The sequence below is a fragment of the Hymenobacter edaphi genome (assembly GCF_003258365.1).
In the GTDB taxonomy this organism is placed as follows: domain Bacteria; phylum Bacteroidota; class Bacteroidia; order Cytophagales; family Hymenobacteraceae; genus Solirubrum; species Solirubrum edaphi.
In genome coordinates, this window is the sequence record NZ_QHKM01000001.1 from 1,000,005 (window position 1) to 1,014,319 (window position 14,315).

The 14,315-nt window shown below is 63.9% G+C and carries 12 protein-coding genes and 1 pseudogene; 9 read left to right on the top strand and 4 right to left on the bottom strand.

Features of this window, described 5'->3' with window-relative positions:
• Window positions 1-123: 123 nt before the first annotated feature.
• The 5 genes from DLM85_RS04045 (at window position 124) to DLM85_RS24925 (ending at window position 4,801) form a co-directional block, all read left to right on the top strand.
• Window positions 124-987, top strand: a complete 864-nt coding sequence (locus tag DLM85_RS04045; protein ID WP_044513580.1) for a sigma-70 family RNA polymerase sigma factor — start codon at window positions 124-126, stop codon at window positions 985-987.
• A gap of 213 nt (window positions 988-1,200) precedes the next feature.
• Window positions 1,201-2,148, top strand: a complete 948-nt coding sequence (gene trxB / locus DLM85_RS04050) for a thioredoxin-disulfide reductase (RefSeq protein WP_111476767.1) — start codon at window positions 1,201-1,203, stop codon at window positions 2,146-2,148.
• Between the two features lie 269 nt (window positions 2,149-2,417).
• Window positions 2,418-3,536 (top strand): M23 family metallopeptidase, encoded by a 1,119-nt coding sequence (locus DLM85_RS04055; RefSeq protein ID WP_243635859.1) that lies wholly within the window; start codon window positions 2,418-2,420, stop codon window positions 3,534-3,536.
• Window positions 3,537-3,625: 89 nt separating this feature from the next.
• Window positions 3,626-4,345 (top strand): bacillithiol biosynthesis deacetylase BshB1, encoded by a 720-nt coding sequence (gene bshB1 / locus DLM85_RS04060; RefSeq protein ID WP_111476768.1) that lies wholly within the window; start codon window positions 3,626-3,628, stop codon window positions 4,343-4,345.
• A gap of 57 nt (window positions 4,346-4,402) precedes the next feature.
• Window positions 4,403-4,801 (top strand): hypothetical protein, encoded by a 399-nt coding sequence (locus DLM85_RS24925; protein WP_133256895.1) that lies wholly within the window; start codon window positions 4,403-4,405, stop codon window positions 4,799-4,801.
• Here DLM85_RS24925 and DLM85_RS24930 read toward each other — a convergent pair.
• Window positions 4,763-5,101: a hypothetical protein gene (locus DLM85_RS24930; RefSeq protein ID WP_133256896.1), complete on the bottom strand. Its 339-nt coding sequence runs from the start codon at window positions 5,099-5,101 to the stop codon at window positions 4,763-4,765. The genes DLM85_RS24925 and DLM85_RS24930 overlap by 39 nt on opposite strands.
• Before the next feature lie 86 nt (window positions 5,102-5,187).
• Between DLM85_RS24930 and DLM85_RS04065 the strand changes: the two genes are divergently transcribed.
• Window positions 5,188-6,249: an aminotransferase-like domain-containing protein gene (locus DLM85_RS04065; protein WP_111476769.1), complete on the top strand. Its 1,062-nt coding sequence runs from the start codon at window positions 5,188-5,190 to the stop codon at window positions 6,247-6,249.
• A gap of 83 nt (window positions 6,250-6,332) precedes the next feature.
• Window positions 6,333-7,403, top strand: a complete 1,071-nt coding sequence (locus tag DLM85_RS04070; RefSeq protein WP_111476770.1) for an NHL repeat-containing protein — start codon at window positions 6,333-6,335, stop codon at window positions 7,401-7,403.
• A gap of 135 nt (window positions 7,404-7,538) precedes the next feature.
• Here DLM85_RS04070 and accC read toward each other — a convergent pair whose 3' ends face one another.
• A complete protein-coding gene (gene accC, locus DLM85_RS04075) occupies window positions 7,539-9,053 on the bottom strand; it encodes an acetyl-CoA carboxylase biotin carboxylase subunit (protein WP_111476771.1) in 1,515 nt (504 codons plus the stop codon).
• A 391-nt stretch (window positions 9,054-9,444) separates the two neighbouring features.
• Between accC and DLM85_RS04080 the strand changes: the two genes are divergently transcribed.
• Both DLM85_RS04080 and DLM85_RS26275 read left to right on the top strand, forming a co-directional pair.
• Window positions 9,445-10,683 carry an aminotransferase class I/II-fold pyridoxal phosphate-dependent enzyme gene (locus DLM85_RS04080; protein ID WP_111477497.1) on the top strand — a complete coding sequence of 413 codons (1,239 nt, stop codon included), beginning with the start codon at window positions 9,445-9,447 and terminating at the stop codon, window positions 10,681-10,683.
• A 250-nt stretch (window positions 10,684-10,933) separates the two neighbouring features.
• Window positions 10,934-11,107 (top strand): annotated as a pseudogene (locus DLM85_RS26275) (histone H1); the annotation flags it as partial.
• A gap of 201 nt (window positions 11,108-11,308) precedes the next feature.
• Here DLM85_RS26275 and tyrS read toward each other — a convergent pair.
• Together tyrS and DLM85_RS04095 are read right to left on the bottom strand one after the other, a co-directional pair.
• Complete coding sequence (gene tyrS / locus DLM85_RS04090) at window positions 11,309-12,607, bottom strand: tyrosine--tRNA ligase (RefSeq protein ID WP_111476773.1); 1,299 nt, start codon at window positions 12,605-12,607, stop codon at window positions 11,309-11,311.
• A gap of 129 nt (window positions 12,608-12,736) precedes the next feature.
• Complete coding sequence (locus DLM85_RS04095) at window positions 12,737-14,284, bottom strand: glycosyltransferase family 39 protein (protein ID WP_111476774.1); 1,548 nt, start codon at window positions 14,282-14,284, stop codon at window positions 12,737-12,739.
• Window positions 14,285-14,315 lie beyond the last annotated feature (31 nt).

Genomic DNA, 14,315 nt, shown 5'->3' on the forward strand with positions numbered 1-14,315 from the left:
CCCTAACCCTTGACGCGAACTTTCGGTTGGAAGGTGCTGTTAGCCCCTTCTGACCGAGGTTCACGTTAGGAATCCTCTCAACAAGACCAACCTGCACCTTTTTACCCTTCGCGCCCGTCTACAATGAGACAACTTAAAATCAGCAAGCAGATTACCAACCGCGAAAGTCAGTCGCTGGATAAGTACCTCCAGGAGATTGGCAAGGTCGATCTGCTCACTCCCGACGAGGAGGTAACGCTGGCGCAACGCATCAAGGAAGGCGACCAGCAGGCGCTGGAAAAGCTCACCAAGGCCAACCTGCGCTTCGTGGTGTCGGTGGCCAAACAATACCAGAACCAAGGTCTGTCGCTGGGTGATTTGATCAACGAGGGCAACCTCGGCCTGATCAAAGCCGCCAAGCGCTTCGACGAAACCCGCGGCTTTAAGTTCATCTCCTACGCCGTGTGGTGGATTCGCCAGTCGATTCTGCAGGCCCTGGCCGAGCAGTCGCGCATCGTACGTTTGCCCCTGAACCGCGTCGGCTCGCTGAACAAGATCAGCAAGTCGTTTTCGGAGCTGGAGCAGAAGTTCGAGCGGGAACCCTCGCCGGAGGAAATTGCCGAAGTGCTGGAGCTGACCACCTCGGAAGTGGTGGACACGCTCAAGATTTCGGGCCGCCACGTATCGGTGGACGCGCCGTTTGTGCAGGGCGAGGAAAACCGCCTGCTCGACGTGCTCGAAAACGAGGACGAGGAGTCGCCCGACATGGGCCTGATGAACGACTCGCTGCGCAAGGAAGTGCAGCGCGCCCTCTCCACGCTGACCAAGCGCGAGGCGGACGTGATTACGCTGTATTTCGGCCTCAACGGCGAGCATTCGCTCACGCTGGAGGAAATCGGCGAGAAGTTCAACCTGACCCGCGAGCGGGTGCGCCAGATCAAGGAAAAGGCTATCCGCCGCCTGCGCCACACCTCGCGCAGCAAGGCGCTGAAGCCGTACCTGGGCTAATAACCTTCCTGGTTTTTGCCAGTGACGAAAACCCCGGCCCCACGGTCGGGGTTTTTGTTTGACCAAGTGGCAGGTGCCCGCTCCGGCTGGCTGCCACAATGGTACTTTTCGGCCATTAAGCCGCATTCTGAAGCGAGTAGTACGAGTTTTGACTAGCACTACCCGCGGAGGACCTTACCTTTGCCGCTCCTTACGGAATTCGCATTTTAACTCATGGAGAATACTGCCGCTGAACACGTCAAGTGTTTGATTATTGGCTCGGGGCCGGCCGGCTACACGGCCGCCATCTATGCCGCCCGCGCCAACATGGCGCCCGTCATGTACCAGGGCCTGCAGCCCGGCGGGCAGCTGACCATCACCAACGACGTGGAGAACTTCCCCGGCTACCCCGACGGCATCATGGGTCCGGAAATGATGGAAGACCTGAAAAAGCAGGCCGCCCGCTTCGGTACCGATATCCGCTACGGCATTGCCACGGCGGTGGACTTCTCGGGCCACCCGCACCGCGTGACCATCGACGAGAAGCACACGCTGACGGCTGACGCGGTCATTATTGCCACCGGGGCGTCGGCCAAGTGGCTGGGCCTGGAGTCGGAGGCGCGGCTGAACGGCTCGGGCGTATCGGCCTGCGCCGTGTGCGACGGGTTCTTCTACCGGGGCAAGGACGTGGCCATCGTGGGCGCCGGCGATACGGCGGCCGAGGAAGCTACTTACCTGGCCAACCTGTGCAACAAGGTGTACATGCTGGTGCGGAAAGGGGAGATGCGCGCCTCCAAGATCATGCAGAAGCGCGTGCTCGACAATCCCAAGATTGAGGTGCTATTCGATTCGGCTACCGACGAAATCCTCGGGGAGCATGCCGTGGAAGCGGTGCGGGTGAAAAACCTGCTGACCCACGAGACGCGCGAAATTCCGATTCACGGCTTTTTCGTGGCCATCGGGCACGAGCCGAACTCGGGCATCTTCCGTGAGTATCTGCACCACGACGAGCAGGGCTACCTCAAAACCATTCCCGGCACCAGCAAGACCAACGTCGACGGCGTGTTTGCCTGCGGCGACGTGCAGGACTTCGTGTACCGGCAGGCCGTAACGGCCGCCGGCACCGGCTGCATGGCCGCGCTGGACGCCGAACGGTACCTGGCGGCGCTGGGCGTGCATTAAGGGTCGTAGCGCGAAGCTCTGCTGCGCGATTCGTTGGACCAGGCAACCGGCGAGTAACGTTCGGGCGTCAGCAACGAAACGCGCAGCAGAGCTTCGCGCTGCATCTCAGTCCCGGCAGAATACTAAAAATTGGATTTGGCCGTTGCAACGGGCCGGCTTGCCTTACGGGCGGGCCGGCCCGTTTTGCCTGGCTTCCGTACCTTTGCGGGCTCCCGAGGGCTGCGCCGGTGAGCGTGGCCCGCGGGGACGTCCACCCAGTCCTATTGCACTTGTCAACCACATTCAAATTCTGGCTGCTCGGTTTGCTGGCTCTACTGCTGAGCTTCGCCCCCGAGGCGGCCCAGGCGCAACGGCGCCGCACGCCCCGGCCCAAGGCCAAAGCGGGCACTCCCAAGGATTTCTTCAAGATCCGGGCTCCCAAAATCCGCTACGTGCGGCCCGATACGTCGGTGGTCGTTGAGACGGAAGAGCTGCCCGACGATAACTCGGAAGCCGCCAAATCGGTGTTCAAGCCGGCCAAGCCGCTGAGCATCGTCAGCGAGGATACCAGCACGCTCAACCTGGGCGAGCAGAGCATCGTGGAAATGTCGGAGGAAGTGCTCATCGACTCGTCCTGGATCAAGGTGGCGGGCTACTACTCCATCTGGGACACGCGCTACGTGAACCCCTACCGCCGCGACCCAAGCCGCTACCGCGACACGCTCACCCTGCACCTGACCGACCCCGCCCGGCAGCGCCTGGCCAAGATGCCGCTGACCACCACGCCCGTCACCTCGGGCTTCCGCTTCCGCGGCTACCGCTGGCACTACGGCGTGGACCTGGACCTGGAAACCGGCGACTCGGTGAAGGCCGCTTTCGACGGCGTGGTGCGCGTGGTGAACTGGGACGGCGGCGGCTACGGCAACTACATCGTGGTGCGCCACTACAACGGCCTGGAGACGGTGTACGGCCACCTGAGCAAGCAGCTGGTGCGCCCCGGCACCTTCGTGAAAGCCGGCGACCTGATCGGCAAGGGCGGCAGCACCGGGCGCAGCACCGGCTCGCACCTGCACTACGAAGTGCGCTACGAGGGCAACCCCATCAACCCCGAGGAGATTTACAATTTCCCGGAGTATCAACTCAAGAAGGAAAACCTGGCCATTACGGCCGCCTTGTTCAACTACGCCGGGCAGGCGGCCCGCATGCGCGCCGCCGTGCAGGCCCGCAGCGGCAGCAGCAGCCACCGGCCCACGGCCGCCCGGCGCACCGTGTCGTACCGCGTCCGCTCGGGCGATACGCTGTCGGAAATTGCCGACAAGCACGGCGTCTCCCAGGCTCAGATTCGCCGTCTGAACGACATCACCGGCAAAACCACCCTGCGCGTCGGCCGTACGCTGCGGATCAAGTAAAGAGTTGTCCGTTGTCAGTTGCGCGTTGCCAGTTCGTTCTGCAAGCCTCACGCCCTGACAACGGACAACGCGCAACCGACAACTACTGCATGAAACTCGATATTCTGGTTTTGGCTTCGCACCCCGACGACGCGGAGCTGTGCGCCGGCGGCACCATTGCCGCGGCCATTGCGCAAGGCAAAAAAGTAGGCGTGGTGGACCTCACGCGCGGGGAGCTGGGCAGCCGTGGCACGCCCGAAACCCGCGCCCGCGAAGCCCAGGCTGCTTCTGAATTGCTGGGCCTGAGTGCGCGCGAAAACCTGGGCCTGCCCGACGGCTTCTTCCGCAACGACCGGGAGCATCAGCTGCCCATCATCCAGGCCGTGCGCCGCTACCAGCCCGACATCGTGCTCTGCAACGCCGTCCACGACCGGCACCCCGACCACGGCCGCGGCTCCCAGCTGGCCTCCGAAGCCTGCTTCCTCTCGGGCCTGAAGATGATTGAGACGCTGGGCGAGGATGGGCAGCCCCAGGCCGCCTGGCGCCCCGGCCGGGTGTATCACTTCATCCAGGACCGCTACCTCAAGCCCGACTTCGTGGTGGACATTTCGGCCCACTGGGAAACCAAGCGCGCCGCGGTGGCCGCCTACGGCTCGCAGTTCAACGTAGCCGCCGACGGGCAGCCGCACACCCACATTTCCTCGCCGGAATTCTGGCACTTCATGGAAGGCCGGGCCCGGGAGTTCGGCCACGCTATCGGGGTGGAGTTCGGGGAAGGCTTCACCGTGGAGCGCCCGATTGGGGTACGGGATTTAGCGGGGTGGTTTTAGTATAAATAGGTTAGTTAACTATTTTTTACAGTTAATGGACTTAATTAAGTTCGGGTTATGAAAACAAAATATTTTCTTTTTTCACTGCTTTTGCTTTCATCTTGTGTTGATCATTTTGAAGAGGCAGAAGTGTACGGTCATTACACCCCAAAATACATAGGGAATTTTGATACACTTGAATTACGGCCGCAAGGTGTATATCAGCGTAGAGTATATGACTCCAATAAAAAATTATTACTAAAGATGAGAGGCGAATGGTCTTTTGAAAGTGAAAATAGGATATTGCTGGATAGGTTTTACCTTAATCTGGACGATGATTTAGTGAAGTTTCCGGAACTGGTACAGGATACAGCAGGGGGAGTGAATACTTATTTTGAAACCCAAAATGAAACTATTAAATTTTGTATTGGGTATGAGTCAGATGAAAATTGCTTTTATAAAGTAGCGCAAAAGTAAGTTACTTTGTAAGTAAGCATAATTAAGCAGAACCGCCCGGCTGATTCCAGCCGGGCGGTTCTGCTTGCAGCCTATCAGTGGAAACTTTACCGCGCCAACCGATTCTTCTTCCAGTTCGACACCGGCACGGCCGCGCCGCCCGCCGTTGCGCCGTTCGAGGCCGTAGCGGCACTGGCGCCTTTTTGCTCGGTGAGTAGCTTGGCGGCGAGCTGGGCTAGGCGTTTGTTGCAACACGCGGAGCTGAAAATGGACGCGCACGGAATTCGTATCGAAGTCGCCGGAGGTGAAGGCAAAATACAAAGCGGTGGTAGGAAGCCAGCTGCATGTGTACACCCACGAAGCCTTGACTCAGTCTGCTGTTCAGTGGGTGGCGCTACCTTGGCCCCATGATTGACCTGCGCTACAACTACCCGGTGCTGCCGGCCCACCATGAGCTGTTTCGCCAAGCCCTGGCGACGCTGCCATCCGACGAGGCCTACCTGCTGATGGAGCCGCCCGGCCACTACGCCGCCGACCGGGCCGTAGCCGCCGCCTGGCTCACGCGCCCCGGCTACCCCATCGACCCCGAAACGGTGCACCTGGGCTGCGGCGGGCACCACGCGCTGGTGGCCATTTTGCTGGCCGCGCAGCTGGCCGGCCGCACCGTGGTGGTGGATGCTGTGGCCTACAACGGCTTTCTGCTGCTGGCCCGGCGCTTCGGGGTGCAGCTGGTGGCATGTCCGCTGGATGCCGACGGGATGGAGCCGGCGGCGCTGGAGCACCTGTGCCGGCAGCACCGCGCCGCGGCCGTGTACCTGACGCCCACCGTGCACAACCCGCTGGGCCTGGTGATGCCCCTGGCGCGGCGCCGGGAGTTGGTAGAAGTGGCCCGCCGCGCCGACGTGCTGCTCATCGACGACGACGCCTACGGCTTTCTGCAGCCCGGGGCGCCGCCGAGCTTTGCCCACCTGGCGCCCGAGCGCAGCTTCTACATCTTCAGCCTGGCCAAGGCCGTGGCCCCGGGCGCCAAGCTGTCCTACATCGTCGCGCCGCCGCCGTGGCGGGAGGAGCTGATCAACGCCATCCGCACGCTCACCGGCGGTTCGGTGATGCTGCTCACGCGCCTGCTGGGCGCCTGGGCGCAAAACGGGCTGCTCGCCCAGCTTATTGCCGAAAAGCAGCAGGAAGCCCGCCGCCGCCAGGCCCTGGCCGCCGCCGCGCTTCGGGGGCTGCCCTACCAGGCCCAGCCCACCAGCTTCCACCTCTGGCTCCCCCTGCCCGCCACCGCCGACGTGCCCACCCTGGAGCGGCAGCTGCTGGCCCGCGGCGTGGAAGTGGTAACCAGCGCCGCCTACCAGCTCCGGCCCGACCCGGCGCACAACGGCCTGCGCCTGGCCCTGGGCAACCTCGCCGACGACGCGCTCCTGACCCGGGGGCTGGCCCTCGTGGCCGATACGGTAGGTGGGTGAGCCGTTGGGTGCGGGGCGACCAGCGCGGCGGCTTTGCCGGTGCGGGGGCGGGCAGTACCTTCGGGCAATTTCCCCTTCTTTTTATGACTAACTCTTTCCCGTCGTGGTCGACGGTTCGGCTGGGCGCCCTGCTGTTGGGAGTTGCCGCCTGTGGTAAAAAGGAATCGGACCCGCAGAAGCCGCGGGTGTATACCACGGTCAGCACCCTGGCCGGGAGCGGGGTCGAGGGTTTTGCCGACGGCGCGGGCAGCGCGGCCCGGTTTGCGGCGCCCGAAGGCGCCGCCGTGGACGGGCAGGGCAACGTGTACGTGGCCGACCCCGGCAACGCCCGCATCCGCAAGATTACGCCGGCCGGCATGGTGTCGACGCTGGCCGGTACGGGCACCGCCGGGACGCTCAACGGGGCGCTGACGACGGCCCGGTTTGTGGGCCCGGTGGACGTGGCCATCGACAGCCAGAACAACCTGTACGTGGCCGATGGCAACTGCATCCGCCGCATTGCCGGCAATACCGTCAGCACCTACGCCGGCGCCGAAGCCAGCGGCTACGCCGAAGGCAGTGCCACGGCCGCCCGGTTCAGCAGCGTCAACGGCGTGACGGTGGATGCCCGGGGCGTGCTCTACGTGTCGGATTACTCCAATTACCGCATCCGCAAGATCATGCCCGATGGCACCGTGAGCACCCTGGCCGGCACCGGCCAGCGCGGCTACGCCGACGGCGCCGGCAGCACAGCCCAGTTTGCCGGGCCCGAAGGACTGGCCGTCGATGCGCAGGGCACCGTGTACGTGGCGGATTTTGCCGGCTACCGCATCCGCAAGATTACCCCCGAGGGCACCGTGAGTACGTTGGCCGGCACGGGCCAGCGCGGCAGCAACGACGGCGCCGGCAGCACGGCCCAGTTTGCCGGGCCCACCGGCATCACCCTCGACGCGCAGGGCAACCTGTACGTGGCCGATATCGGCAACCACTGCATCCGCAAGGTGACGCCCGCCGGCGACGTGAGCACCCTGGCCGGCACGCGGGTGAGCGGCGCCACCGACGGGCCGGTGGGCACCGCGCAGTTCGACCTGCCGGCCGGCATGACCAGCGCCGGCGACGGCACGCTCTACGTGACGGAGTTCGGGCAGCGCATTCGCGCCATCAAGGCGGAGTAAGGGCCGAGGCGCCCCGCCCTCAGCCGTGAACAACGGGGCTGGCGGCCCGAGTGCTACGAGGACGCAGCCCCCTAAAACAGCGCTGCCCGACCGGGACCGGTCGGGCAGCGCTGTTTTAGGGGGCTGGCGGACGGACTAGCGCCCGGCCAGCCGGTTTTTCTTCCAGTTCGATGCCGGCCCGGCCGCAACTGCGCCATTCGGGGCCGTAGCGGCGCCGGCACCTTTCTGCTCGGTGAGCAGCTTGGCGGCCAGCACGGCGGCCAGCTGAGCCAACTCGGGGCTGGGCTGCTGTTGCAGCACGCTGGGCTGGAAATGGTCGCGCACGAAGTTCGTGTCGAAGTCGCCGGAGGTGAAGGCGGGGTGCCGGAGCACGTAGCGGCCGAAGCCCAGGGTGGTTTCGATGCCGGTAATCTGGTACTCCTCGATGGCGCGCAGCATGCGGGCAATGGCTTCCTCCCGGTTGGCGCCGTAGGTGACCAGCTTGGCAATCATCGGGTCGTAGTAGATGGGAATGTCCATGCCCTGCTCGAAGCCGTCGTCGACGCGCACGCCCGGGCCCTGGGGGCGCACGTAGGTTTGCAGGCGGCCGATGTCGGGCAGGAAGTTGTTCTGCGGGTCTTCGGCGTACACGCGCAGCTCCAGGGCGTGGCCGGTGATGCTCAAATCTTCCTGGCGGAAGGAGAGCGGCTCGCCCTGCGCCACCTTGATCTGCTCCTTCACCAGGTCGAGGCCCGTAATCATTTCCGTGACGGGGTGCTCCACCTGCAGGCGGGTGTTCATTTCCAGGAAGTAGAAGTTGCGCTGGTCGTCGAGCAAAAACTCCACGGTGCCGGCCCCGGTGTAGTTGCAGGCCCGGGCCACGTCGACGGCGCAGCGGCCCATTTCGGCGCGCAGCTCGGGCGTGAGCACCGCCGAGGGCGCCTCCTCAATCACCTTCTGGTGGCGGCGCTGAATGGAGCATTCCCGCTCGAACAGGTGCACGATGTTGCCGTGCTCGTCGCCCAGCACCTGGATTTCGATGTGGCGCGGGCCCGTCACGAACTTCTCGATGAACACCGACCCGTCGCCAAAAGCGGAGGTGGCCTCGTTGACGGCCAGCTGCATTTGCTCCTCGAACTCCGCGGCGGCGTGCACCAGGCGCATGCCCTTGCCGCCGCCGCCGGCCGAGGCCTTGATGAGCACCGGGAAGCCCACCTGCTCGGCCACGCGCTTGGCCTCCTGCACGTCGTTGATGGCCTCGTCGAGGCCCGGCACCAGCGGGATGTTGTAGGCCTTCACGGCCTGCTTGGCCGAGAGCTTGTCGCCCATAATGTTCATGGCCTCGGGCGAGGGGCCCACGAACGTAATGCCGGCGGCCTTCACCATGCGGGCAAATTCGGCGTTTTCGGAGAGGAAGCCGTAGCCGGGGTGAATGGCGTCGACGCCCAGCTGCTTGCAGACTTCGATGATTTTGTCGCCGCGCAGGTAGCTGTCCTTGGAAGCGGGCGGGCCCACGCACACGGCTTCGTCGGCGTAGCGCACGTGCAGGGCGTTGCGGTCGGCTTCGGAGTAGATGGCCACGGTCTGGAGGCCCATTTCGCGGGCCGAGCGCAGCACGCGCAGGGCAATTTCGCCACGATTGGCGACGAGGAGCTTGGTGATTTTTGTCATGCCGGAGAGGGGCAGGGGGAGGGAAGGGAGTGGCGAAAGTAATAGGGTGACACGTAACACGTGACAGGTAACAGGGCTAAATTCGGTAACAAGCAACCGGTGACAGGTAATGTGTCGAGACCAAATAGTAGCAATAGGGCTGGGCGTTGAGGAAGATATAGACACTTGGCAGGACTTAGCAAAATGGCCGGGCTGTTCATTGGGCGCTCCATTTATTTAACCTGTCACGTGGCACCTGTTACCTGTCACTCTATTCGCCATGCCGAATATCGCGGCGCCTAACGCTCGTTGCCTGAGCGCGGTTTCGTAACTTGCGCCACATTTGGCCTGCGCCCTGAATGGCGTGGGCCAAACGGTTTTTCCCGCTTACTCACCCAAAAAGCATCCCCGCGTGGACATTTTTGAGAGAATTGCCGCCAACCGCGGCCCGCTCGGCAGCCACTCGCACTACGCCCACGGCTACTTCACCTTTCCCAAGCTTGAAGGCGAAATCAAGCCGCGCATGATTTTCCGGGGCAAGGAAGTGCTGACCTGGAGCCTGAACAACTACCTGGGCCTCGCGAACCACCCCGAAGTACGCAAGGCCGACGCCGATGCCGCCGCCGAGTTCGGCATGGCCCTGCCGATGGGCGCCCGCATCATGAGCGGCAACTCCAACTACCACGAGCAGCTGGAAAAGGAGCTGGCCGAGTTCATTCAGAAGGACGACGTGCTGCTGCTCAACTTCGGTTACCAGGGCGTGGTGAGCATCATCGACTCGCTCGTCTCGCGCCACGACGTGATTGTGTACGACGCCGAGTCGCACGCCTGCATCATCGACGGGGTGCGCCTGCACCAGGGCAAGCGCTTCGTGTTTCCGCACAACGACATGGCCGGGCTGGAAAAGCAGCTGGAGCGCGCCAAGCGCATCGTCGACGAGACGGGCGGCGGCATCCTGGTCATTACCGAGGGCGCCTTCGGCATGTCGGGCAACCAGGGCGACCTGAAGTCCATCGTGGCCCTGAAGCAGAAGTGGAACTTCCGCCTGTTCGTCGACGACGCCCACGGCTTCGGCACGATGGGCGCTACCGGCGCCGGGACGGGCGAAGAACAGGGCGTGCAGGACGGCATCGACCTTTATTTTTCGACGTTTGCCAAGTCCATGGCCAGCATCGGCGCCTTCGTCGGCGGACCCGAGCCGGTAATTGAATATTTGCGCTACAACATGCGTAGCCAGATCTTCGCCAAATCGTTGCCCATGCCCCTTGTAGTGGGTGCTTTGAAGCGTTTGGAGCTGCTGCGCAGCCAGCCGGAATTGAAAGAAAACCTGTGGACCATCGTGCGCGCCCTGCAAGCCGGCCTGCGCGAAAAGGGCTTCAACATTGGCACCACCAGCACCCCGGTGACGCCGGTGCTTCTAAACGGGGAAATTCCCGATGCCACGGCCCTAACCTTCGATCTGCGTGAGAATTACGGCATTTTCTGCTCCATCGTGGTGTACCCGGTGGTGCCCAAAGGCGTGATTATGCTGCGCCTCATCCCGACGGCGGTGCACACGCTGGCCGACGTGGACCAGACCATTGCCGCCTTCGAAGCCATTGCCGCCAAGCTCGATAAGGGCCTGTACTCAAAACAGCCCGCAACGGCCTAAAACGCACTTTTGGCCCGAATAACAAAGCCGCCCGTTGCTAATGCAGCGGGCGGCTTTGTTATTGTACTTATTCAAGAGAATCGAGGGAGGGGCAAAAATCTAAAATGGGGATTTTGGGTGGCGAAATTGCCCCGTACGGGCTGCAATCGGCCTTGAAAAATTTTTTCGAAAATTAGCTTTGATTTGAAATGCCCGTATATTAGCCACGGTCAAACCCTTGTTTCACACCACTAACCCCCCTCTCTTTCTCATGGCTAACAATTTTGGCAAACTCCGGGACCTCGTTCACTCGCTGGAAGCTGACTTCGAGAAGTTCTACGACAAGAGCAATTCGGCGGCCGGCACCCGCGTGCGCAAAGGCATGCAGGAGCTGAAGAACATGGCTCAGGAAATCCGCGCTGAGGTGCAGAACACCAAGAACAGCGCCACCGACAAGGCCGCCGCTCCGGCTGCCAAAGCCGCTCCGGCTAAGAAAGCTGCCGCTCCGGCCGCTAAAAAAGCTGCTCCGGCCAAGAAGAAGTAATGCCTCGGGGCGGCCCGGTCACGCCGCTCCACGCTACTGCTCAAACGCAAACGGGCGCCTGGTGCAAACCAGGCGCCCGTTTCGCGTTTCCCGCGGAGCCGACTACGTTAGCTTGATCAGGTAGTAGTTCTTCTTGCCCTTCTGGGCCACAATGTACTTATCCAGCAGCAGCGGCACTTCGGCGGCCTGCTGCTCGATGGTGGCTTTTTCGCGGTTCAAACTCACGCCGCCGCCCTGAATCATCTTGCGCGCCTCGCCCTTGCTCGGGAAGATGGTGCTGCCAGTGGTTTCGCTCAGCAGCCCGACGACGTTCTGCTCGGCCAGCGCGGCGCGGGGCACTGCCACCTGCGGCGAGCCGGCAAACACGTCGAGCAGGGTGGCTTCGTCGAGCGAGGCCAGGTCGCCGCCGCCAAACAGGACCTGGGAGGCCGACACGGCGGCTTCGTAGGCCTGCTGGCCGTGCACGCGGATGGTCACGTCCTGGGCCAGGGCTTTCTGCAGGGTGCGCAGGTGCGGGGCCTGGGCGTGCTCGGCTTCCAGCGCTTCGATGGCGGCCTGCGGGAGCAGGGTGAACACGCGGATCAGGCGCGGCACGTCGGCGTCGGCGGCGTTGAGGAAGAACTGGTAGAACTGGTAGGGCGAGGTCATCGAGGCGTCGAGCCAGACGGTGCCCGTTTCCGACTTGCCGTACTTGGTGCCGTCGGCCTTGGTGATGAGCTGGCCGGTGAGGGCGTAGGCCTTGCCCTCGCCGCCGGTGAGGCGGCGGATCAGCTCGGTGCCGGTGGTGATGTTGCCCCACTGGTCCGAAGCGCCCATCTGCAAGGTGCAGCCCAGGGTTTTGTAGAGGTGGTAGAAGTCGTAGCCCTGCAGCAGCTGGTAGCTGAACTCGGTGTAGCTGATGCCGTCGGCGCCGGTGTCCTCGTTGCCGCCGATGCGGCGCTTCACCGAGTCTTTGGCCATCATGTAGTTCACCGTCAGGTGCTTGCCCACCTCGCGCAGAAACTGCAGAAAGCCAAACTCCTTGAACCAGTCGTAGTTGTTGACGACCACCGCGCCGGTGGGCGAGTCGTCGAAGGTGAGGAACTTCTCCAGCTGGGCTTTGATGCCGGCCTGGTTGGCGCGCAGGGTGGTTTCGTCGAGCAGGTTGCGCTCGGCCGATTTGCCCGAAGGGTCCCCGATCATGCCGGTGGCGCCGCCCACCAGGGCCACGGGGCGGTGGCCGGCGCGCTGCAGGTGCACCAGCAGCATGATGGTGGCCAGGTTGCCGATGTGCAGGGAGGCGGCCGTGGGGTCGAAGCCGATGTAGCCGGAGACGGGCGCGTGGTTGTTCAGCTGCTCGTCGGTGCCGGGCATCATGTCGTGAAACATGCCGCGCCAGCGCAGTTCGTCGATAAGGGACATTGCGTTTTTCGTTGTTGGTTTTTCGTTTTTCGGCGCCGACTGATCGTGTGGTTCGAACAACGAAAAATCAACAACGAAAAACGGAAGCCGCAAAGGTAAGCGGCGGGGGCGCTGCCGCGCGCATGGGTTTTACTCAAAGCCTTCCCGGGCCTCCTTGATGCGCTTGAGGACGAAGGGCCGCAGGTCGGCGCGGGGGTGGCGAAACAGCAGCACCTCGCTGCCCCGCACGCGGGCGTACGGGCTCTGCACCCGCCCCACGACTTCCACCGTCCCGAAGGCCTGCCGCAGGTCTTCGGGTCCGTCGCCCTCGTTGGCGTAGATAAAGGCCGTAACCGAATCGGGGGCGGGCATCCAGTAGGCGTTGGAGCCGTTGAGGGTGTAGGCGCGGGGCAACCCCAGGGCGGGCCCAAACCAGTTCAGCGCCCCGGCCTGCCCGTAATTGTCGCCGTAGACGATGCAGTGGGCGCGCTCGGCGGGCGGCAGTTGGGCCAGGGCCCGTTGCACCAGCGGGGCGTACTCGTCCCAGCCGTGCATGTCGGCCGCGTCCTGGGGCAGCTGGTGCTGCCGGCCGTCTTCCCAGCGCGTGAGGGCGGCGACGGGCAGCTGCCGCACGTAGCGCGCCAGCTGCTCGACGGACAGCACCGGCAGCAGAGCGGGCACCAGGGGCAAGGTCAGCCCGATGCCCAGGACCAAGGCGCCGGGCAGCACCGGCCGACTTTTGCGCGCCAGAAACACCGCGCCCAGGGCCATCAGGGGCGGGTACACGGCGGCGGCGTAGTAGTTTTTGCCCCGGCTGAGCAGCAGCAGGCCGATGACGAAAAAGTAGGCCAGCGCCAGTGGGCGGTAGGGCCGACCGGCGCGGGTGAAGCCGAACCAGAGCCCGGCCAGCCACAGCGGGGCGCCGGCCAGCGTCATGGGCAGCTGCTCGACGAGGAAGCTGATGGGGGAGACGTTGGTGAGCTGGGTTTCCTGCAGCTTGTGCATGTGCCCGAGCACCGGCCAGTGGTGCGTGGCCTGCCAGACGAGGTTGGGTAGAACAATGAGCGCGGCCAGACCCACCGCGCCCCAAAACCAGCGCGTCAGCAGCCAGGGCCGCTCCTGCGGGGTGAGCAGCAGGGCCAGCACCAGGGCCAGCACGTAAAAGGCGGTGGTGTACTTGGCCAGCAGCCCCAGCCCGATGGCCACGCCCAGCCAGAGCAGCCGCCGCGGCTCGTGGGTGTGCACGAAGCGGATAACCAGCCAGCCGTAGAGCGTCCAGAAGAACACGTCCAGGAAATTGGGCTGGAACAAGCCGTGCATGGCCAGGTACACCGGCGCCAGGGCCACCGCCAGGCCCGCCGCCAGCTGGGCCCCGCGGCCGCCACCGGCTTCGCGCGCAATCAGCCCGGTGAGCAGCACCGTCAGCCCTCCGAACAAGGCCGGGAAAAACTTCACCCCGAGGACGCTGTGCCCGAACGCGGCCTGCGCCAGCCACGAGAGCGGCGCCAGCAGCGGCGGAATTTCCTTGTAGCCCCAGGCCAGGTGGTGGGCCATGTCGAGGTAGAGGTACTCGTCGCGGTGCAGGCCGTAGCGGCCCGACAGCAGCAGCTGCACCAGAAACTTGGCGGCGGCCACGGCCAGCAGCCCGGCGCCGAGGCGTACCGGGCGGGCATTCAGGGGAGGAGCGGAAACGGGCATATCTTTGCCAGTGGTGAAATGGCGAGATGGT